Here is a 21564-nt window from a genome sequence, read left to right as displayed (position 1 = left end):
CGACAGTCGCCGTCATCACCCACCCGCGGGTCGCTGATGGTCACTGTCAGAGTGGCACGTTTCGGGCCGTGAAGGCCCACCGGCCATGGGCGCCTGCCACACTGACACGGTGCGCAATCTCGGTCATCGCCTCGCCCTGATCCTGCTCCCGATCGCGGTCATCGGCGCGTCGGCCGGCTGCGGCGGGTCGGAGAGCGGCGGCGCGTCGGGTCCTCCTCGAACGGTGTCGCTGGAAGCCGTCGAATACCGCTTCCAGGCCGACGAGGCCATCACGATCCGCGCTGGCGACACGATCGAGTTCGAGGTCCGCAACGGAGGCGACCTCGAACACCAGATGGAGGTGTGGGACGCGAACAATCGGGTGCTCGGGATGACCGAACGGATCCCGCCCGGAGCGGTCCGATCGGTGACCGTCACCTTCGACGACGCCGGCGCCTACCGGGTCGTCTGCGACATCGACGATCACCTGATCCAGGGTCAACAGGCGGGCTTCGACGTGTTCGACGCCAACGACTGAACACCGCCGACGCGTCGGCCGCCGATGATCGTCGGTCCACCGAGTCAGTCGGTGGCTTCGGGAATCGCGTCGGCGGGAAGCTTGCGGATCTTGGCGCGGCGCTTGCGGCGGGCCGGGATCATGTCGCGCATCTCGTCGAGCTTGCCGAAGCACAACAGTCGGTCGTTCGCCTCGAGCACTCGACTCGTCTTCGGGTTGGGGATGACGTCGGTGTCGCGATGCAGCGTGAGCACGGTGATGTCGCGCTCACGCAAGCCCGATTCGGCGATCGTCGTGCCGACCAGGTCGGCTCCCTCTCGGACCAGGAGTTCGGCGACGCCGTAGCCCGTGCTGACCGAGAGGCGCTGACGCACGTCGAGCTCCGGGAAGTCGACCTGGTTCGCGATGTGGTCGATGATCGCGCCGGCGATGTCGAGGTCGGTGGCTCGCTCGATGCCCTCGAGACCCGGCGACGAGTTGACCTCCATCACCAAGGGCCCGTCGGCACCTTCGAGCATGTCGACACCGGCGACGCGCAACCCCATGATCTGCGCCGCGCGCACCGCGGTTCGCTCGTACTCCGGGGTGAGCTCGACCGCTTCGACCGAGCCGCCGCGGTGCACGTTGGAGCGGAACTCGTCGCCCTGCGCGGTGCGACGCATCGCGCCGACGACACGGTCGCCGACGACGAGCGCGCGGATGTCACGACCTCGGCTCTCGGCGATGAACTGCTGGATCAGCACGTTCTGCTTGGTCGACTGCAACGTCTCGATGATCGCCTCGGCGACTTTCTTGTCGGGCGCCAGGATCACACCGATTCCTTGCGTGCCTTCCAACAGCTTGATCACCACGGGTGCGCCGCCGACCAACTCGATCGCGGGCAGCACGTCGGCCTTGTCGCGCACGAAGGTCGTGGCGGGCATGCCGATCTCGTGGCGACTCAGGATCTGCGTGGCGCGCAGCTTGTCACGCGAGTTGGCGATGCCGTTCGCCGTGTTCGGCGTGTACACGTCCATCTGCTCGAACTGGCGCACGACCGCGGTTCCGAAGTACGTGATCGACGCGCCGATGCGCGGCAGGATCGCGTCGTAGTCGGAGAGCTGCCGACCGCGGAACTGCAGGTCGGGCTCGTCACCGGAGAGATCGATCGCAAAGCGCAGCGTGTTGAGCACCTTGCAGTCGTGGCCGCGTTCGAGCGCCGCCGACTTGAGTCGGTGCGTGCTGTACGCGCCGGGCGAGCGGGAGAGGATGGCCAGTTTCATGATGCCTCGATTCCGGACGTCGAGTCCGATGGGGAGTTCGGCGCGGACTCGATGTCTGCGATGTGGATGATGGCGTCGCCCTGGTTGACGAGGGGCTGCTGCACGTGGCCGATCACCATGCCGGCTCGCGGTGCGTTGGACGTGCTGAGGCGACGGCCGACCGAGTCGCGGATCGTGGCGACCGTTTCGCCTCGCTCGACCAGTTGGCCGAGTTCGACCTCGATGAGCGCCATCCCGCTGCGTCGGGCTCGAACCCAACTGCTCGATCGGCTCTCGAGGGGCGGTTCGGGCGACGGCACGACGGCGTCGCCGTCGAGCAGCCCGAGGCGGGCCAGCACACGGCGGACCCCGAGCGTCCCGGCTTCGATGGCCGCGCGGTCGTAGCGCCACGCTTCGCCGCCTTCGTAGAGCAGCACGGTCGATCCGCTGGCGGTCGCCGCGGCGCGCATGGAGCCGTCGCGCAGTTTGGCGTGCATCATCAGCGGCGCGCCGAAGGCGACGGCGAGATCGCGGGTGGCCGGGTCGTCGAGGTCGGCCCGGATCTGCGGCAGATTGATCCGGTGGTCGGATCCGGTGTGCAGGTCGATGCCGACGTCGCACCGGTCGACGATCTCGGTCATGAACAGGTTCGCCACGCGGGCGGCGAGCGAACCCGTGGCCGACCCGGGGAACGAACGGTTGAGGTCGCGCCGGTCGGGCAGGTAGCGATCGCCGTTCAGGAAGCCGTGCACGTTGACGATCGGAACGGCGACGATGGTGCCCGAGAGCTGCTTGGGATCGACGGTCTCGAGCGCACGCCGAATGATCTCGACGCCGCCGATCTCGTCGCCGTGCACCGCCGCGCTCAACCAGACGACGGGGCCGTCGTCACGTCCGTGGAGCACGTTGATCGGCACCGAGATCCGCGTGCCGGTGACCAGCCGCGAGATCGGCAGCTCGCCGATCGCCGACGAGCCGGCTTTGACGTCGAGGTCGCCGATCGAGAACGCGGGCCGGCGAAGCAACCGTCGAGGTCGAAGCGCCGGCCGATCGTCGGGGCGCGGTGAGGTGCTGACGTCGTCGGTCATGCGCGCTCGCGGTTCTTGCGGCGGGTGGCCCGGTCGGCGCGACCGGTCAGATACGAGCGCCCGGGGTCGACCACGTAGCGACCGCGCAGTGCCTCGCGTCCGAGGAGCATGCGAAAGCCCATGTCGTCTCGCCGGGTGAGCGTGAGTTCGACGACGTGGCTGCGGCCGTCGAGGTCGATCGTGGTCTCGACCACGGGTCGCAGCGACGTGGTTCCCGACGAGCTGGTGACCTCTCGTTCGTCGATGACGCGTGCTTCGACGCGCATCTCGTCGCCGTCGTTCTTCTGCCACGGATGGACGGTGAAGCGCATCCACTGCTCTCCGTCGCGATCGAACGATTCGAGGTCGACGGCGTGGATGGCAGAGGTGCGTGCGCCGGTGTCGAGCTTGGCCTTGATCGGACCGAAACCCCACACCGGAAACGACACCCATTCGCGCCAACCGGCAAGCCTGGGGGTCGGGTTCTCGGCGTCTGTCACCGCCACAAGCTACTGCCCTCGACCTCGGTCTGCCGCCGCACCGGCACCGTCGGTGACCGGGTCGGTGTGAGCCTGCGAGCGCGCCGCGTCCGACGTGCTGGAATGGGGTCATGACCGACGCGGACCCCACTCTCGAACCGAAGCCTGCGAGCGATGTCACTCGGCGTCGGAACAGCGCCGCGGTGATCGACTTCGACGACGACACCGACTTCGCCGCCGCCTCGCGCGGCCTGATCGCGCAGCACGCGACGGGCCGCATCGAGAAGAACGGGCGGCCGGTCTGGGACGTCGCTCACCACGACTTCCTGCGCACCGACGACCCGGCGCCCGACACGTCGCACCCCGGGCTCTGGCGCCAGGGCAAACTCAACGCGATCCACGGGCTCTTCGAGGTGTCCGACGGCGTGTGGCAGGCACGCGGGTACGACATCTCCAACATCACGTTCATCGCCGCCGACAACGGGTGGCTCATCATCGACCCGCTCACGTCGGAGGAGTGCGCCCGCGAGTGCCTGGAGCTCGCGAACAGCACACTCGGCGCTCGGCCCGTCACCGCGGTCATCTACACCCACAGCCACCTCGACCACTTCGGTGGCATGTTGGGCGTCACCACTCGCGAGGCCGTCGACAACGGCGATGTTCGGGTGATCGCGCCCGAGGGGTTCATGCACGAAGCGGTGGCCGAGAACATCCTGTGCGGGCCGATCATGGGTCGCCGTTCGATGTACCAGTTCGGACCGCTGCTGCCGTTCGGACCCCGAGGGCAGGTCGACGCCGGGCTCGGCAAGACCGTGCCGATGGGCACCTCCGGGCTGGTGCCCCCGACCGAGCTGATCCACGAGACCGGCACCGAACTCGACGTCGACGGCGTGCGCATCGTCTTCCAGAACACACCCGATGCCGAAGCACCGTCGGAGATGAACTTCTTCTTCCCCGACCATCGACTGCTGTGCATGGCCGAGAACTGCACGCACACGCTGCACAACCTGTACCCGATCCGTGGCGCTCAGGTACGCGACCCGCTGTCGTGGAGCAAGTACATCCACGAGGCGATGCAGATGTGGGGGTCGCACACCGACACGATGTTCGCGAGCCATCACTGGCCACGCTTCGGCGGCGACGACGTTCGCGCGTTCTTGACCCTGCAACGCGACGTGTATCGCTGGATGCACGACCAGACGCTGCGGCTCGCCAACCACGGCTACACACCCGACGAGATCGCTGCCACGCTCACCGAACTGCCCGAGCACTTCACGAAACAGTCGCACGTGCAGGGCTACTACGGCACGGTGTCGCACAACGTCCGCTCGGTCTACAACCGCTACCTCGGCTGGTACGACGGCAACCCGGCCAATCTGCATCCGCATCCGCCGGTCGAAGCCGCTCACCGCTACGTCGAGATGATGGGCGGCGCCGACAACGTGATGCGCGGCGCACAACGAGCGTTCGACGAGGGCGACTACCGCTGGGTCGTCGAGGTGTTGAAGCACGTGATCTTCGACGACGCGGAGCACCGAGAGGCTCGCCGGCTCTCGGCCGACGCCATGGAGCAGCTGGGCTACCAGTCGGAGTCGAGCACGTGGCGCAACGCCTATCTCATGGGCGCCTTCGAGCTCCGACACGGCACGATCCAACTCGGGCGCGGCGGCCCGCCGGCGATGCTCAACGGCATGACGGGCGAACAGCTCGTCGAGCTGATGGGCGTGCGCTTCGACCCGTCCCGGTTCCCGCAGACCGCGGCGATCGTGTGGCACATCACCGACCTCGGCGACCCCGCCGGAGACGGCGAGCTGCACCGACTCGGGGTCGAGAACTCGACGATCCACCACGACGACCTCACCGGCCACGACGCCGGTGCGGCCGATGTGGTCATCGAGGTCGATCGGGCGACGTTGGTCGACGTCGTCATCGCCCCCGAGCGTTGGAGCGATCACGTCGACAGCGGGAAGATCGCAGTGGTCGCGGGCGATGGCGGTGTGGCCCAGTCGTTCCTCGCTGCGCTCGACAACTTCGACAGCGCCAACCTCGTCGAACCCTGATGCGACCGGCGCCCGGGGCGCACGGCTCACACGGTTCGTCGGGGCCGACGCGTGTCTCGGTCAGCGGCGGATCAGTTCGTTCTCTCGGGCGAGGGCGGCCATCTCGCGAGAGATGATCGCGTCGTGGGTGACGGCGAGGCCGTGCTTCGAGCGCGCCGCCACGCCGTCGACGAGGCGGTGTCCACGCGCCACCGACGGTGCGATGAACACGGCGACCAGCACCGTGCCCAGCCCGGCCGGGCCGCCGAGCAGCACACCGGCCACGATCCACGTCGACTCGATCAACGGGCGCACACGCGACTCCGGCCGACGCACGCGGTCCGATGCGGCACCGGCGAAGAGTTCACCCGAGCCGGCTCCGAGGCCCGACACGACGAGCGCGCCTGCCCCGATGCCGATCCCCGCGATCGCGACGAGGTGGACACCGATGCTCACCACGAGCGACGACGGCGCACCGAACTGCTCCAACCCCGCCAGGGTCGTCTGCATCATCGGGCCGATCATGAACGGTGACGCAACGGTGCCGAGGCCGGGTCGACGCCCCAGCGCCCAGGCCGCCACGATCAGCGATCCGACGGTCGCCCACACGGCGATCGTGAGCGGGAGGCCGGTGCGCACGCGCACGGCGCCGATGAACACGTCGAGCGGGCCAGGACCCAGGTCGTTCCAGAGGGTGACGGCGACCGACGCCGAGATCATGAACGAGCCGAAGACGAGCAGTGCGACTCGGCTCGAGAACGTGAGGACTCGCCGCGGCGCGCCCGATCGAACCACCGAGGCGACGGCACCGGCACGCGACCATGCCCGGCGCCGAAGGCGCGTCCCGATCGCCGCGACCAGTTCGCGGGTTCGTCCTGCTGAGTGCAGTCCAAGATTCTTCACAGTCCAGTATCGGCACACCTCAGGCCGCGACACAGGTCGCGTCCACGTGTCATTCGCCACCCGTATGGCGGCGCGCAATCCCCGTCAATCCGTGTCTGACACCGTTTGACGGGTGCGGCTCAGAGATCGAAGACGCGCTTGGCGTTGTCGCGGAGGAAGGGTGCCCACACCTTCTCGCGGAACGGCACGTCCGGAAGCTGCTCGAAGATGCGGTCGAGCGACAGGCCCATCGGGTAGTAGCCGGCGTACATGACCTTGTCGGTCCCGCGGGTGTTGGCGAAGTCGACGATGGCCTTCGGGTAGTACTTCGGCGCGAACGCCGACGTCATGTAGTGCAGTCCCGGCCACTTCAGCATGAGCTTCACGGCCAACTCCTCGTCGGGTTCGCACCCGTGGCGCATCACGATCTTCAGATCGGGGAAGTCAAAACACACTCGGTCGACGTGGTCGACGGTCTGGCACGCCATCGGCACCCGCGGTCCGGGAACGCCCACTGTCGGACAGATCGGAATGTCGAGGTCGACGCACGTCGCGTACACCGGGTAGTACTTCGCGTCGCTGATCGGCACCTGCGGCTGGCAACCGGCCGGAAAGGTGGTGACCGCCTTGATCCCGTGTTCGGCATGGGCCTCGCGGATCTGACGCACCGCTCCCATCACGTCGTTCGGGTCGATCTCGAGCGAGAAGTGCACTCGGCCCGGATGGCGACGCGCCGCTTCGATCGACTGGTCGTTCAGGTTGAACAATCCGGCGGCCACGCCGACGGCGTCCATCGCGGCGATGCACGTCTCGATCACGTCCTCGTCGGGGTCGGCATCGTCGCCGACGTCGTTGAACATGTACCCGGCCGGCATCGCCAGGTCACCCGCCCCCGCCTTCGACTCGGCGTCGTTGGCCTGCTCTCGCAGGAACGCGTAGACGTCGGCCTTCTTGAACGGAAATGCGATCATCAGGTCGATCGCCTGCGGGTCGTCCGGAAACTCGCTCACGTCGGAAGTGTCGCACGCCGTTCGACCGCGGTGCAGACTGGACCCGATGAGCACGACGTGGCGCGCAGGTCTCGGGTCGATCCGAAACCGCATCGTCGTCGGCTACGTCGCGCTGATCGCCGTGGCGTTGATCATCACGCTGCTCGTTGCCCGCGTCGCGCTCGTGTCGAGACTCGATCACGACATCGACACTCGACTGGCCGACGAGGTCGCTCAGCTCGAGGTGATCATCGCCGAGGGAAATCCCGACACCGGTGCCGGCTTCGCCGACGCCGCATCGTTGTTCGACATCCATCTCCGGCGCGTGCTTCCCGACGACGACGGCGCGTTCTACACCCTCGTCGACGGCGACCCGTACCTGCTGAGCTTCGATGCACCGCTCGACCTCTCGGCCGACACCGATCTCGTCGAGGAGTGGGCAGCGGTCGAGACCTCGACCTTCCAGACGGTCGACAGCGCGGCCGGCCCGGTACGTCTGCTGATCGTGCCGGTCGAGTTGTCGAACGACAGTGGCACGTTCGTCGCGGCGACGTTCACTCGCGATGCTCGCGCCGATCTCGACGACGTGTTCCGGGTACTCGCGCTGGTCGGCGCACTCGTGCTGCTCGCCTCGGCGCTGATCGCACTGACGATCGCCGCACGCGTCGTCCGACCGATTCGCGAACTCACCGCCGTGACGACGTCGATCACCGAGGCCGACCTGTCCGCACGGATCCCGGTGGAGGGCAGCGACGAGATCGCCGAGTTGAGCAACACGTTCAACGCCATGATGGCTCGACTCGATGCGGGCTTCGCCGCGCAACGGTCGTTCCTCGACGACGTCGCTCACGAGTTGCGAACGCCGATCACGATCATCCAAGGGCACCTCGACGTGCTCGGCGACGACCCGGTGGAGCGGGCCGAGACCACGGCGGTGCTCACCGACGAACTCCGCCGGATGAACCGATACGTCGACGACCTGCTCGTGCTCGCGCAAGCCGAACGACCCGATTTCCTCCGGCTCGCCGACACCGACCTCGACGACCTGCTCGACTCGATCACGGCGAAGGTTCCCGGGCTCGGATACCGCGAGTGGGTCGTCGAATCACGCGTGCACTCCTCTGCGATGCTCGACGAACAGCGGATCGTCCAAGCGGTGCTCAACCTCGCTCAGAACGCCGTTCGCCACAGCGAGGACGGAAGCCGCATCGGCATCGGCATCGCCGAACTGCACCAGGCCGACGCCAGCGACGGCCGTGACGGTCGTGACGGTTTCCGCCTGTGGGTCGCAGATTCGGGAACCGGCGTCGACCCGGCGATCGTCGACGCGCTCTTCGAGCGTCACATCCGGAGCGCCACGAGTCGCAGCGACGGCGGCATCGGACTCGGATTGTCGATCGTCGACGCCATCGCGGTCGCTCACGGTGGCAGAGTGTCGGTCGACTCGACCGCTGGAGAAGGGGCCACCTTCACGATCGAGTTTCCCGCCTCCGTCCGCCCCTCCAGCCACTGACCGCTCGACCAGCCATCAACCGCTCCACCGACCCAGCAGCGACGCACCGAGATCCACCATGACCCGCATCCTGATCGCCGAAGACGAAGAGCGAATCGTCAGCTTCCTCGAAAAGGGGTTGAAGGCGAACGGCTACACCACCATCGCGGTCGGTACCGGAACCGATGCGATCGCGCTCGCTCGCGACGACACCTTCGACCTGCTGATCCTCGACCTCGGCCTCCCGGGAGCGGACGGGCACGAAGTGTTGCGGCAGGTTCGCGGCCGTGGTGAGCGGATGCCGATCATCGTGCTGACCGCTCGTTCGGGCGTCGACGACACCGTCGGCGCGCTCGAGGGCGGGGCCGACGACCACGTCGCCAAACCGTTCCGCTTCGAGGAACTACTCGCTCGCATCCGACTTCGTCTCCGAGACGACTCGACCGACGACGCGGGTGCGCCCAGTGTGCTGACGGTCGGCGATGTGCGCCTCGACCTGCGAGCACGGACGGTTTCCAGCGGTGATCGGGTGGTCGAGTTGACCGCCCGCGAGTTCTCGTTGATGGAGACGTTCATGCGCAACCCCGGTCGCGTGCTTTCGCGCATGGAGCTGCTGTCGAGCGCGTGGGGCTACGACTTCGATCCGAACTCGAACGTGGTCGACGTGTACGTGCGCTACCTGCGCAACAAGCTCACCGACGACACGATCGAGACGGTTCGCGGCGCGGGGTACCGGCTGCGCGCCTGACGACGACGCCGGATGCGGCCCTCGAAGATGAGAGAGTTCTCATCTTCTCCTCATCTGTGCGTCATCGATCCGAGCGATGATCGCAAGGTGCACTTCGACGATCGCGCCCTGCCGGCTGCCCGCCACCTCGTCGGCCCCGATGCCATCGACGTCTTGCGTCCGCCGGTCGAAGCCACCGGCGGCGCCATCGACTCTGTTCGCCCCGTTCACGTGCAGTACCGACCGGGCTCCGACGTGGTCGTGCGCTACTCGGCGCTCGTCTCGTGGGGCGGGGCCGAGCCACGCCGCGAGACGCTGGCAGCTGCCTCGACGGTGCACGGTCCGATGCCCGGCGCACTCACGATGACGGCGTCGACACCTGCAGGTCCGCTCGATGTCAGCGTCTGGCGTTGGCCGTTCGATCCCGTTCTGGTCGGCCTCGCACGAGTGGTCACCCCCGTCGAGATCGCACAGGTGCTGAGGTCCAGCCACGGCCCGCTCGACCCACGTGAACTGCGCCTCGACGTCGTGACCTACCGGCCCACCGAACGCGCCGTCGTTCGGGTCGACCGGAGAGAACGCGGAGACCGCGGCGACCGCGGCGACCGCGGCGACCGCAATGATCGCAATGATCGCAATGATCGCAATGATCGCAACGATCGCAACGATCGCAACGATCGCAACGATCGCAACGATCGCAACGATCGCGGAGACCGAACCGTCGCCTTCGTGAAGGCGGTCCCGCCCAGCGACGTCGACGGCGTGGTCGAACGACACGCATCGCTGCTCCAGGCCGGCGTTCCCGTGCCACGCATCGAGCACGCCGACGCTCGATCGGGCCTGCTCGTCCTGGAACCGGTCATCGGCCCGACCTTCCGCGAGCTCGTGAAATCGAACACCGGATCGTGGCCCGACGCCGCCGAGTTCGATCGGATCGCCGATGCGTTCGCCGGCGCCGAGCTCGACGCTGCTCCGCTGGCGTCACGGCTCGCCGACGGTGTGCTGCACGCACGGATGCTCGCCACCGTGATGCCGACCGCGGCGACGCAACTGACGCGATTGGCCGAGCGGTTCGAGCGCGCCGACTGCGCCGATTCGACGGCGCGCCACGTCACGACGATCCACGGCGATCTTCACGACGGACAGGTGATCGTGCGCGACGGCCGAATCGTCGGCGTACTCGACATCGACGACGCCGGCCCCGGACGCCCGATCGACGACCGAGCGAATCTGCTGGCGCGTCTGCTCTACCGCGTGCACACGTCGGCCACTCCCGATGCCCGGCTCGTCGAGCACGTCGACATGATGACGGTGTCGTCAGCCGGTCGATTCGATGCGCCCGACCTGGCGGTGCGCACCGCAGCGGCGTTGGTCGGCCTGGCGACCGGGCCCTTCCGTCTGCAATCACCCGATTGGACGACGACGATCCGCCGACTCCTCGACGTCGCGGAGGAGCTCTGCACCGGTGGCTCGATGAGAGGACTCTCACCGCAGCCTCATCGCGACCTCACGAACACCTGCGCACGATGACGATCGTCAGCAACACACCCCCGACACGCCCGACACAAGGAGACCCACGATGAAGCCGACCCGTATCAACTGGAAACTCGCCGCAGCAGCCGGCACCGTCCTCGGCGCCGGATTCGGCGGGTTCGCGCTCGCCAGCCCCTCGCTGACCTCGCCGTCGGTCCCCGACCAGATCCAGGTCGAGACGACCGTCGCAGACACGACGGACGACACGTCCCCCGAGACGACGGAGGCTCCGAGCACCAGCGAGGCGACCACCACCACTGAAGCTCCGACGACCACCGGCGACGACGACAGCGACACGGACCCCGACACGACCTCGACGACGATCTCGACCGGCACCATCGACGACGGCCCCGACACGACCGCCACTCCGTCACCCGTCGACACGATCGACTCGCCCTCGAGCCCTGTGTCACCCGTGAGCCCGGCTTCACCCGTCAGCCCGGCCTCACCGGTCAGCCCCGCATCCCCTGCGAGTCCTGACTCCTCCGCGAGCCCGGCCTCACCCGCCACCACGGTGGCGTCCGCACCCGACACGATCGTCGAACCCGCGCCGCCGAACACCGTCGATTCGCCGGCAAGCCCAGCGTCACCGGTCAGCCCGGCGTCACCGGCAAGCCCTGCATCGCCGGTCAGCCCGCCCTCGCCGGCGAGCCCCGCCTCGCCGTCATCGCCCGATTCGGTCTCGTCGAACAACGACGACTGACGTTTCGAGCACCGCCGGTGAGCGACGTATCCGCCTGCGTCGCTCACCGGCAATCGACCGATCGACCACCGCAACGCCGACCCGACTGTGACGACGATCCGGGACGACTATCCGGCGGTGGATCCACGCGACCGGTGCGCCGGCCGGCCCGAACGGCGTTCGTATCGTCGGATCAGCATCTCGCTCCCCGACGACGGTGCCACGCCCAGCGTCTCGGCGGCCTCGACCAACTCGTGAACCGAACTCGCCGCGGCATCGAGGTCTCCCGCGGCCAGATGCGCCCCGACTCGAATGTCGTGCGCCCGCTCCGACAGCGAATCGATCTCGAGCAGACGGTCGGCGGTGGCGAGCGCTGCGGCATGATCACCGAGCGACAGCTGCCGTTCGCCCGCCCAGCTCCCCGCCGCGAGTACTCGGTGCTCCAGGTCGGCGACGACACCATCGACCTCGGGAATCTCGCGCACCTCCGACAACGCATCGCGCGACCACATCGCCAATGCGTCGGTCCGGCACTCGATCGCCGCGGCGACCCGACCGGCTGACTCCGCTCGCTTTCCATCGGCGAGCAGGTCGTCGAGCTGCCACACGTCGACGTCGAGCCAGTCACTGCGGTGCAGGGTGAGACGGCCGTGGCGGTGGCGGAGGTGGAAATCGGCCTCCCCCGGCTCGCGACTCGGTTCGAGCGCGAGGCGCAGATGCCGGAGCGTCGAGCGGAGGTTGGCCGCGGCCTTGGCCTCGTCGAGATCGGGCCAGAGCGCGTGCCCGATCGCCGCCCGACTCCAGGCCGGACGAAGCGCGAGGAGCTGCAGCGCTTGGCGCACGCGTCGTCGAGACACCGCGTGCGAGACACCACCGTGCGACAGCATGGTCTCGGGCCCACAGACCCGCACCTCGGTCACCTCGACGGGCGGACCAGGCACCACCGACAGAATCGAGTCGGCAGCTCGGGTCAACTCCGGCACCCGCTCGCGGACGCGACGCAACTCACGATGCGCCGCAGCACCGATCCAGCCCGACAGCGCGGCGGCGAGCTCCAGACCGCGCTCGTCACCGGATTCGGCCAGCAGCACGGCGAGCTCGATCGACCAGGGCAATGGCAACCAGGCCACGATCGCCTGGTGCGACGGAAGACGACCGATGGGGGCACCCGGGTCGGCACGAGCGGCGACGAAGGTCTGCGCGAGGTCGCGCAGGTCACGGTGCAGCGGGCTGAGCTCGGACTCGTCGAGCCAGTCACGGTCGGGCGCCGACAGGATGTAGGCGTACGGCAGGAACCGTCGCAGCTCACCGCGCAGCAGCGGGTCATCGTGACCGATCTCGTCGAGCCGCTCAACGAACGCAGCGCGCGCCTCGGCTTCGGTGCGGGTGAGAAGGTCGTGAGCGGCGTGCACGAGCGCCACGAACGTGCGCTCACGACTTCGACTCCACGCCAGCGCGTCGACCGCCCCGACATCGGGCACGCGACCGATGCACGCGCCCATCATCGACGTGAACACGTGGCTGAGAAACTGATTGCGCGCGTTGCCGAGTTCGACACCTCGACGCTGCCGCACCAGCCGTTCGATGTCGGGCCGACCGACCTGCCACATCGTCGCGTCGCGTTGACCGAAGACGAGCGGCTTGGGAAACTCGGCGACGAGTCGGTCGGCCCATTCGATGGCCTGCGGCACGTCGCCGGCGAGGACGGCGATGGTGGCAGCGTGGCGGAGCCCGAGTTCGTTGAACTCGTCGACACCCCGATAGAGCTCCATCAGGGCGTCGAGGTCGCCGCGGAGGTCGAGTGCTGCGGCTCGGCCGCCCAGCACCGAGCGGCGCATGCGCTCCGATCCGGCATCGACCAGCCGCTGCGATCGTTCGGAAGCCTCGCGCCACACCGAGGAGTCCCCGAGGAGCCACGAGCTCATCGCGAGTTCCTTGACGGTCGTGGTCTCGGCTTCGATGTCGCCGCGCGCTTCGAACCCCTCGGCGGCACGCGCGAGCAACGCTGCGCCCTCGGCGACGTCGCCCGCGAGCCGCCGCTGGAACCCGGCGAGGAAATGGGCCTCTGGACGTCCATCCAACCGGTCGCCCAGCTCGTCGACCCACCGGTCGACCATGTCGGCGGTCACCAGATCGTCGCCGTGCTCGAAGGAGCGCATGATGTTGGCCAGCGCGTCGTCGACGAGACCGTGTCGCATCGCGACACCGATGGCGTCGGTGAGCCGGTCTGCCTCAGCCATCGTGTCGACGATCCGCGACGCAAGGCGTGGCGCCTCGACACCGTCGACGAGGTGGTCGGCGACCTCGTGCCACAGATCGTGCGCTCCGAGTCCGCCGTCGTAGTCGACCAGGAGCGGCACGGCTCGAATCAGCGCACTCATGTCGACGTCGATGTCGCAGGCTGCGAGCAGGTCGGGGGTGGCGAGGCCGGATTCGACGGCGACGAAGATCGCTCGGCGATACTCGACGGAGAGCCCGTCGACGAGCTCTTCGAGCAGGAACTCGCGCGACGCATCGAAGCCCGGGTTGACCGCCAACCTGGTGACGGCCGGCCAACCGCCCGCTCGAGCGAGGTCGTCGGCGGGCACGTCGTGCCGATCTGCGAGCGCAGTGACCTCGGCGTCGTCGAATGCGAGGTGGTCTTCTCCGATCTCGAGCAGATCGTCGGCGGCGCGCAGACGCGCTCGCTTCACCAGGTCGACCGCGCGTCCCGACAGCACGAGGTGGCCGTTGGACGGGAGCGCGTCGAGCAGCACCGTTACGAAGTCGACGGCGCCGTCGATCGAACCAGCGAGATGCACGTCGTCGAGGCACACGCACACGTCGACCGGTGACTGCTCGGCGATCGACGTCGCAACCAGCGTCGCTGCCTCGGTCGGCGACAGCCGAGCTCGCTGTCCGCTGCCGTCGTCCGACGACGGGCTCGCGTCGCCGAGCGCGGCTCGACTGGCGAGGTGGTCGGCGATCGCGAACGCCACGACCGACGACGAGTCGTGGCTCGAACGAAACCTCGCGTACACGTCGATCCCGCTCGGGTCGTCGTCGTTGTCACGGATCGCCTGTGCGATGGCGACCGACTTCCCGAATCCCCCTGCGGCTTCGACGATGGTGAGGCGCACGTCCCAACGCTGAGCGAGCCGTTCGACCAGTCGACCCCGTCCGATCTCGTCGAACAGCGGGCGCGGCAGTTCGGATCTGCCGTCGTTTCGGGCTCCGCTCCCCGTCGCGTCCACCGCCATCGGCTCGATTCTCCCACGATCGCGAAGACCACCAGAAGGTCACCACCTGGTTATTTCCATCCCGGATGGAAATAACCAGGTCGACGGTCGGAGGTGCGGTCAGACGACGTCGGGGACGATGACGGTCATCGACTGGCTGGCGACGGCGAGGAGGCGACCGCTGCGGCTCCACATCGTGCACGAGCTGTGGCCGAAGCCGTTGCCGACGAATTCGACGCGGTTGTCGAGCAGCACCCAGTCGTCGTCGGCCTCGTCTGCCGACGGCATCTCGGCGAATCGGATCGTGTTGTCGAGACTCGACAAGAACGTCACGCGGCCCAGGCTGTTGCCGAGCGCCGATGGGCTGTAGTCGGCCATCACCGCGAGTGCTGCCGCATCGAGACGGACCCCGCGGAAGCGAGTCCAGAGCACCGTCCGGTTGTCACCGCTCGGTTCGCCGGCCCCGCTGAAGCCGAACATGCCGCGAGCCATGCGCACGTCGATGTGATCGTGGATCGAGTCGACCTCGTGAGGGCGTTCGCTGTCGATGCAGTCCTCCGGCGGCGGCGCGTCGGGCATCGACTCGCCGACCATTCGTGCCGGCTCGGGTCGCACACCGGTGGCCCCGAGGACGGAGATGATCTCGGAACCGTCGTTCGAGCCGATCACCCGTCCCTGCGTCACGGTGCGGCCGACGGCGGAGAGGGTCACCTCGAGGTCGAGCGTGGCGGGCGGGAACGCCGTCGACACGTACTGACCGGTGGCCCAGACCGCCGGCTGCGCGGCGGTGTCCTCGAGCCCGATGATTCCGGCGGCGAGCCCCACCCCGCCGAACAGTGACCCGCGCCCACCGCCGACGGCCCGATCGCCGACCTCCATGTGGCGGACACCGTGGTCGTCGGCATCGGTGATGCCCAGGAATTCGCTCGTCGAGATGAGTGCCATGGCTTCCGGAATGTAGCGACGACCGGTCGGCTCCGACCGAACCCGAGCGAACTACACATTTCTGCGGTGGTCTGCGAAACTCTCGCGATGACTGCTCTCGATGACGCTCCGACGACCACCAGCGATCCGGAGACCACCCGTGTGAACGAAGCGATCGACGCCCTGCTCGCCGCGCACGACCCGACCACGATCGACAACATCGAGTTCCGCGGGCATCGGTACGATGCCGGACTCGCGTGGGTCCACTTCGCCGAAGGTGACGGTGGCCTGGGCGTGCGTCCCGAGCTCAACCGATTGGTCGACAAGCGCCTGCGGGCAGCCGGCGCCAAGCCGACCGATCCGAGCACGTTCTTCATGGAACTGGCCGGTCCCACCATCGCGACGCACGGGTCGCCAGAGGTGAAGGCGCGTTTCCTGCGACCGATGTTCACCGGTGAAGAGAAGTGGTGCCAGCTGTTCTCGGAGCCCGGTGCCGGTTCCGACTTCGCCGGGCTCGGCACGCGCGCCGAGCGTGACGGCGACGAGTGGATCGTCAACGGGCAGAAGGTGTGGAACACCCTCGCCCACCTCGCCGACTTCGGCATGCTCGTCACCCGCACCGACCCCGAGGCACCCAAGCACAAGGGCATGACCTACTTCGCGCTCGACATGCGTGCGGAGGGGGTCGAGGTGCGTCCGTTGCGCCAGATCACCGGCGAGGCCGAGTTCAACGAGGTCTACATGACCGACGTCCGCGTGCCCGACGCTCACCGCGTCGGCGACGTCGGCGAGGGCTGGCGTGCCAGCCTCACGACGTTGATGAACGAGCGCAACGCAATCGGTGGTGGCGGCGGCGGAGCCCCGCGTCGCGGTGCCGCGGCCAACGACGCCGTCGAGGTGTGGCAGGCCATGGACGCGTCGAAGCAGACGGCTGCCGACAAGGACACGTTGATGAAGTGGTGGGTCCAGGCCGAGGTCGGCCGCCTCACCAACATGCGCGCCGCACAGAACGCCAAGTCCGGCAACCCCGGCCCCGAGATGTCGATCGCCAAGCTGGCGTACTCCGAGCTCAACAAGGGGCTCTACGAGTTCTGCATGAACCTGCTCGGCGCCGATGCCCTCATCGACTACGACTACACGTTCCGTCGCCCGGAAGACCTCGACGTGTCGGGCACGGCGCACGGCCTGCGCTACGCCTTCCTGCGTGTACGTGCCAACTCGATCGAAGGCGGCACGTCGGAGATCATGCGCAACATCGTCGGCGAGCAGGTGCTCGGCCTGCCGGGCGAACCGCGAGTCGACAAGTCGGTGCCCTGGAACGAGGTTCCGCGCAACTGAGCGGACGCTTCGCGACTCGGTGGTCGCCGTACGAGCGGCCCCTCACAGCGCGACGGTCGCAGCCGGCGACAGACGAGCCTCGGTCGTCAGGCCCAGAGCGACGACGACGACGAACCGGCGACGGCGTAGTCGGTGGTCGCCAGCCACGTGCCGAACTGCTCCGGCGCGAGCGGACGCGAGATGCCGTATCCCTGGGCGATGTCGCACCCGAGCTCCTGCAGACGGGTCAGGATCGGCATGTTCTCGATGCCCTCGGCGACCACTTGGAGGCCGAGGTTGTGACCGAGATCGATCGTCGACTTGACGATCACTGCGTCCTGCTCGTCGAGCAGCAGGTTCTTCACGAAGCTCTGGTCGACCTTCAGTTCGGCGACCGGGAGGCGCCGCAGGTACCCGAGCGACGAATAGCCGGTACCGAAGTCGTCGAGTGACATGCGCACGCCGAGTTGATCGAGTCGTTCGATCGTGCCCTTCGTGCGAGGCGTGTCGGCGAGCAGCGCCGACTCGGTGATCTCGAGGGTGAGGAATCTCGCCTCGACCTCGTAGCGCTCGAGCAGGTTCGCGATCCGCTTGGGAAGACCTTCGTCGAGCAGGTCGTGCGTCGAGAGGTTGACGGCCACCGACAGCAGGTGACCCGCTGCGTGCCATCCGCTGAGCGTGCGCACCGACGACGTGAGGATCTGGTCGGTCAGCTGTTTGATGAGCCCGGACTCCTCCGCGAGCTGGATGAAGTCGGCTGGCGACACCCATCCGTGCACGGGATGCTGCCATCGCGCCAGTGCTTCGGCACCGATCACCGTCGACGTCACGAGGTCGACCTTCGGCTGGAAGTGCACCGTCAACTCTTCGGCCTCGAGCGACTTGCGCAGACTGCCGAGCAGCGAGAGTCGAGCGGGGGTTCGGCGATCGATCTCTTCTCGGTAGATCTCCACCGCGGTCCGCTCACGCTTCGCCGTGAACATCGCGAGGTCGGCACGGCGCATCACCTCGGCCACCGGATCGTCGATGGCGTCGACGAACGCGACACCCACGCTCGTGGTGACGACGACGTCGAGGTCGTCGAGCTTCATGGCGACCAACGAGTCGCTGAGGATCTGCTCGGCGCACCGCTTGACGGCGTCGTCGTCGGCGCGTCGCACCAGCATCGCGAACTCGTCGCCGCCGAATCGGCCCAGCACGTCTCCCGGTTCGAGACGCTTGCGAAGCCGGTCGGCGAACTGGATCAACACACGGTCGCCCACATGATGTCCGAGCGTGTCGTTGACCTCCTTGAACCGGTTGAGGTCGAACATCAGCACCGCGGCACGTCGTGCGCCGAGTTCTGCGAGGCGATCGGTCACCACCTTCTCGAACGCTCCACGGTTGTACTCGCCGGTGAGCCGATCGTGCAGTGCTGCGTACTCCATCTCGGCGTGGAGCAGCGCTCGGCGGAAGCTCGCAGCCGCCTGGTCGCCGAGCGTGCGCGCCTGCGACAGTTCGGCCGTGCCGAAGGTCTCGCTGGCACCGCCGCGCCCGGTGAGCAGCAACAGCCCGATCTCACCGTCGCCGTCGCTCAGCAGCACGGCGATCGATCCGTGGGCGCGTTTCGGGTCGACCGACACCGAACCGTCGGACTCGATCGAGAACGGCGTCGCGCGGTCGGAGTCGAAGACCGCCGCCCAGACGGGGTCGCGACGGGAACTCGGTGCGTGGCCGATGTCGCCGTGCTCGACGATGACGTTGCCGGCCTCGTCCCAGATCTGGATCATGCCGCCACTCGCCCGCATCAGCCGCATCGATTCCGCCACGGCGGACTCGGCGATCTCGTCGATCTGCAGCGATTGCGACACCGCTCGGGAGAATCCGTGCAGCGAGCGAAGGTCTCGGTAGCTCTGCGCGAGACGGCCGTGACGTTCGACGACGAACCAGCCGGTGACCACCGGCAGCGCGGCGAGCGCGACGAGTTCGGTTCGGAACAGCGTCGGCGCGATGCTCACACACGCGATCATCGTGACGAGCGGGCTGACCACCACGGCGGTGCGGACCTCGGCGACGATCAACGAGAACACCTCACCCTCGAAGCAGGCGATCGCGAGGGTGACGAGCACGGTTCCGACGAGCGTCGACACGGTGAGGGCGATGCCCACGGCGAGCAGCAGACGAACCTGATCGGTCTCGTTCGCTCCGTTGATCGCACCGACGATCGTGTACGCCAACGCGAGTTCGAAGGCGAAGAGCGCAGCGTTGAAGAACAACTTGAACGGCGGCGACTTCCACGCGAGCCGGATCACCACGACGCACACGACGACCCGGATGAGGATGGCGGGGATCGGGCCGAGAAAGACGAGCGCGAGTGCCGAGGGCACCTCCGACATCGAGAACGAGACGGCTTCGCGTCGGTACTCGACGTGGAACACGAAGCGCTCGGCGAGCGCGTAGCCGACGGCGACGAGGGCCGCCATCCAGATCGTGCCACCGTCGAGGTGCGGGTCGGAGTCGCCGAACGCGACGAGCAGTGTCGACCCGATGATCAGGCCGACGGCGAGCAGGCAGACGCGAACGACGGGGCGTCGAAGCGCCGCGATCACGCCGCTGTCACGCGGCGACTCGTCGCCCAGCGTCTCGTCGCGCGATGTCTCGTCGTCGACGGCACCGCTGATCGAGGCGTCGAGCGTCGAGGCGTGGTCGGACGTGTCGCGCGACGGCTCGACCGAATCGTCGGTCAGGACCAGGTCGTCGACATCCATCGGGTTCCCGTCCAGCGAGCACCGCTCCACTCGGTACCGGTCCAGCGGGCGCCCGTCCAACGAGCACCCGACCACGAGGAGCCGGTCCATTCCTCACCGGTCCAGCGTGCGCCGGCCCAGTCGGCACCCGTCCAACGAGCACCCGTCCAACGAGCGCCGGTCCACGTGGCGTCGGTCCATCGGGCACCGCGCCATTCGCCGCCGGTCCAGCGAGCGCCGTCCCATTCGCCGGCGGTCCAGCGTGCGCCGGTCCATCGAGCGCCCGTCCAGTCTCCACCGACGATCGACACCTCGCCCGACAGTTCGATTCCGGCGATCGAGAGCGATGCGGTGCCGCGTGCGCCATCGAGGGTCCCGGTGCCCAGTGCCGGCAGATTGTACTGGCGTCCGGATCGAGGTGAGAGGCGTGACGCCGTGTCGACACGCAGCGCACCGTGGCCGCGGTAGATCTGCGTGAGCCACGGAACCGACCGCGAGTTGGCCGAGCGCTTGAGCAGATCCTTCACCTGGTCGTTGGTGAGCCACGGGCGCTCCGAGAGCAGCAGCGCTGCGGCACCGGAGGTGACCGCTGCGGCCTGCGATGATCCCGAACCGAGGAAGAGTTGATCGTCGATCCGACCTTCTGGATGCTCGACGTCGGCGCGACTGCCCGGGCTGCGGAGGCTCTGGATGTGCGCGCCGGGAGCGCCGATGTCGGGGTTGCGCAAGACGATGTTGCCGTTGGATGCCCAGTCGGGGATCTCGTAGCGCGTGTTGCTGAGTGCGCGGAGCCCGCCGACGGTGATGACGTCGGGGTCGGTGGCAGGCGAGCTGAGCCCGATGCCGAGACCGTCGTTACCGGCGGCGACCACGACGACGATGCCTGCGGCCCACGCACGCTCGACCGCGTGCGTCAACGGATCGGTCAGGTACGTGTGCAGGGAGTCGCTGCCGAACGAGAGGTTGAGCACGCTGATGTCGAGTTCGTCCTGGAACTCGACGACCCAGTCGATGCCGGCGATCACCTGCGACACGTCGACGGCGCCCGTGTTGTCACCGACCTTCACCGACACGATGCCGGCGTCGGGTGCGACGCCGAGGAACCATTCGGGGTGGTCTTCGGACGTGGCCGGGTCGGCGCCCGGCGTACGGCCGGCGATGATGCCGGTCATGTGCGTGCCGTGCCCGTAGGTGTCGAGATACTCGGCTTCCGGAACGCCGGCTTCGGCCGAGAGGTCGACCATGGCGATCACCTTGTCGGGGCCGCTCAGCGCTTCGACCGGGGCGACGCCGGTGTCGATGACGGCGACGTTGACACCCTCGCCGGTGACGCCACGTTCCCAGAGCGTCCGTGCACCGATCTGGTCGACGACGGAGTACATCGAGCCGAGCTCGGCCGCCGGCTTGGAGTCGTTGCCGAAGAGCGGGAGCAGACGCGCATCAGCGGGGGCGGCGAGCGACGTCGCCGCCAGCGACGCGCCGATCGCGACGAACAGGCTGCGCCGTGCAATGCGGCGACCGCCCGGTCGCTTGCTGCTGTGAGTTGCGATGTCCGCCATCGTTCGTTCCTTCTGCCCGCGCCGTCCGCCGGTCCGGGCACGGTCCAGTCAAGAACATCGACCATGTTCGGGCAAGAGCTCGCGCACTACCTTCCCAGGATCTTGAGTCGGGACAGAGGCGCTGTGGCGTTTTGGTCACTTTCAGCGCGAATCAACCGAGGTGAGCGCGTGCCCAGCAGGGCGAGAGCGTGTG

Annotated in this window: 16 protein-coding genes; 6 read left to right on the top strand and 10 right to left on the bottom strand. The window is 68.0% G+C overall.

Going from position 1 to position 21564, the window contains the following annotated elements:
- Positions 1-109 precede the first annotated feature (109 nt).
- Positions 110-517, top strand: coding sequence for a cupredoxin domain-containing protein (locus YM304_RS03555; RefSeq protein ID WP_015440269.1), 408 nt, complete (start codon positions 110-112; stop codon positions 515-517).
- 44 nt (positions 518-561) lie between these two features.
- Here the strand turns inward: YM304_RS03555 and YM304_RS03550 are convergent, their stop codons facing one another.
- The 3 genes from YM304_RS03550 to YM304_RS03540 are packed head-to-tail and all read right to left on the bottom strand — an operon-like array spanning position 562 to position 3310.
- On the bottom strand, positions 562-1758 hold the full coding sequence (locus YM304_RS03550; protein ID WP_015440268.1) for a RimK family alpha-L-glutamate ligase: 1197 nt from the start codon (positions 1756-1758) through the stop codon (positions 562-564).
- The gene (locus YM304_RS03545) at positions 1755-2825 is read right to left on the bottom strand and encodes a succinylglutamate desuccinylase/aspartoacylase family protein (protein ID WP_015440267.1); all 1071 of its coding nucleotides are present in this window, start codon (positions 2823-2825) and stop codon (positions 1755-1757) included. Before YM304_RS03545 ends, YM304_RS03550 begins: the two co-directional genes overlap by 4 nt.
- Entirely contained in the window at positions 2822-3310 is a 489-nt protein-coding gene (locus YM304_RS03540) for an ATP-dependent zinc protease family protein (protein WP_015440266.1), read from the bottom strand. Before YM304_RS03540 ends, YM304_RS03545 begins: the two co-directional genes overlap by 4 nt.
- Positions 3311-3414: 104 nt before the next feature.
- Between YM304_RS03540 and YM304_RS03535 the strand changes: the two genes are divergently transcribed.
- The gene (locus YM304_RS03535) at positions 3415-5343 is read left to right on the top strand and encodes an alkyl/aryl-sulfatase (protein ID WP_015440265.1); all 1929 of its coding nucleotides are present in this window, start codon (positions 3415-3417) and stop codon (positions 5341-5343) included.
- Positions 5344-5403: 60 nt separating this feature from the next.
- Here the strand turns inward: YM304_RS03535 and YM304_RS03530 are convergent, their stop codons facing one another.
- Positions 5404-6117, bottom strand: a complete 714-nt coding sequence (locus YM304_RS03530) for a YczE/YyaS/YitT family protein (RefSeq protein ID WP_154723290.1) — start codon at positions 6115-6117, stop codon at positions 5404-5406.
- Positions 6118-6344: 227 nt separating this feature from the next.
- Positions 6345-7214, bottom strand: a complete 870-nt coding sequence (locus tag YM304_RS03525) for an amidohydrolase family protein (protein WP_015440263.1) — start codon at positions 7212-7214, stop codon at positions 6345-6347.
- Positions 7215-7260: 46 nt separating this feature from the next.
- Between YM304_RS03525 and YM304_RS03520 the strand changes: the two genes are divergently transcribed.
- Genes YM304_RS03520 through YM304_RS03505 form a run of 3 tightly spaced genes read left to right on the top strand, consistent with a single transcriptional unit; the run spans position 7261 to position 10942 of the window.
- Positions 7261-8706: a sensor histidine kinase gene (locus YM304_RS03520; RefSeq protein WP_015440262.1), complete on the top strand. Its 1446-nt coding sequence runs from the start codon at positions 7261-7263 to the stop codon at positions 8704-8706.
- 58 nt (positions 8707-8764) lie between these two features.
- Positions 8765-9433: a response regulator transcription factor gene (locus YM304_RS03515; protein WP_015440261.1), complete on the top strand. Its 669-nt coding sequence runs from the start codon at positions 8765-8767 to the stop codon at positions 9431-9433.
- A 12-nt stretch (positions 9434-9445) separates the two neighbouring features.
- Entirely contained in the window at positions 9446-10942 is a 1497-nt protein-coding gene (locus YM304_RS03505; protein WP_015440260.1) for a phosphotransferase, read from the top strand.
- Positions 10943-10948: 6 nt separating this feature from the next.
- Here YM304_RS03505 and YM304_RS03500 read toward each other — a convergent pair whose 3' ends face one another.
- The 3 genes from YM304_RS03500 to YM304_RS03490 form a co-directional block, all read right to left on the bottom strand.
- Entirely contained in the window at positions 10949-11695 is a 747-nt protein-coding gene (locus tag YM304_RS03500) for a hypothetical protein (protein ID WP_015440259.1), read from the bottom strand.
- Positions 11696-11755: 60 nt separating this feature from the next.
- Positions 11756-14866, bottom strand: a complete 3111-nt coding sequence (locus tag YM304_RS03495) for a BTAD domain-containing putative transcriptional regulator (protein ID WP_041297956.1) — start codon at positions 14864-14866, stop codon at positions 11756-11758.
- A 99-nt stretch (positions 14867-14965) separates the two neighbouring features.
- Positions 14966-15790, bottom strand: a complete 825-nt coding sequence (locus YM304_RS03490) for an acyl-CoA thioesterase (RefSeq protein ID WP_015440257.1) — start codon at positions 15788-15790, stop codon at positions 14966-14968.
- A gap of 87 nt (positions 15791-15877) precedes the next feature.
- On the opposite strand from YM304_RS03490, the gene YM304_RS03485 reads away from it, so the two are divergent.
- The gene (locus tag YM304_RS03485; protein ID WP_015440256.1) at positions 15878-17107 is read left to right on the top strand and encodes an acyl-CoA dehydrogenase family protein; all 1230 of its coding nucleotides are present in this window, start codon (positions 15878-15880) and stop codon (positions 17105-17107) included.
- A gap of 86 nt (positions 17108-17193) precedes the next feature.
- On the opposite strand, the gene YM304_RS21895 is transcribed toward YM304_RS03485, so the two are convergent.
- Together YM304_RS21895 and YM304_RS03475 are read right to left on the bottom strand one after the other, a co-directional pair.
- Positions 17194-19833, bottom strand: a complete 2640-nt coding sequence (locus tag YM304_RS21895) for a putative bifunctional diguanylate cyclase/phosphodiesterase (protein WP_051071299.1) — start codon at positions 19831-19833, stop codon at positions 17194-17196.
- A complete protein-coding gene (locus YM304_RS03475) occupies positions 19809-21371 on the bottom strand; it encodes a S8 family serine peptidase (RefSeq protein WP_015440254.1) in 1563 nt (520 codons plus the stop codon). The genes YM304_RS21895 and YM304_RS03475 overlap by 25 nt, the downstream gene beginning before the upstream one ends.
- Positions 21372-21564 lie beyond the last annotated feature (193 nt).

The organism is Ilumatobacter coccineus YM16-304, from assembly GCF_000348785.1.
GTDB lineage: Bacteria > Actinomycetota > Acidimicrobiia > Acidimicrobiales > Ilumatobacteraceae > Ilumatobacter_A > Ilumatobacter_A coccineus.
The sequence above is the reverse complement of the archived record's forward strand: the minus strand, read 5'-3'. Positions and strand labels throughout refer to the sequence as shown.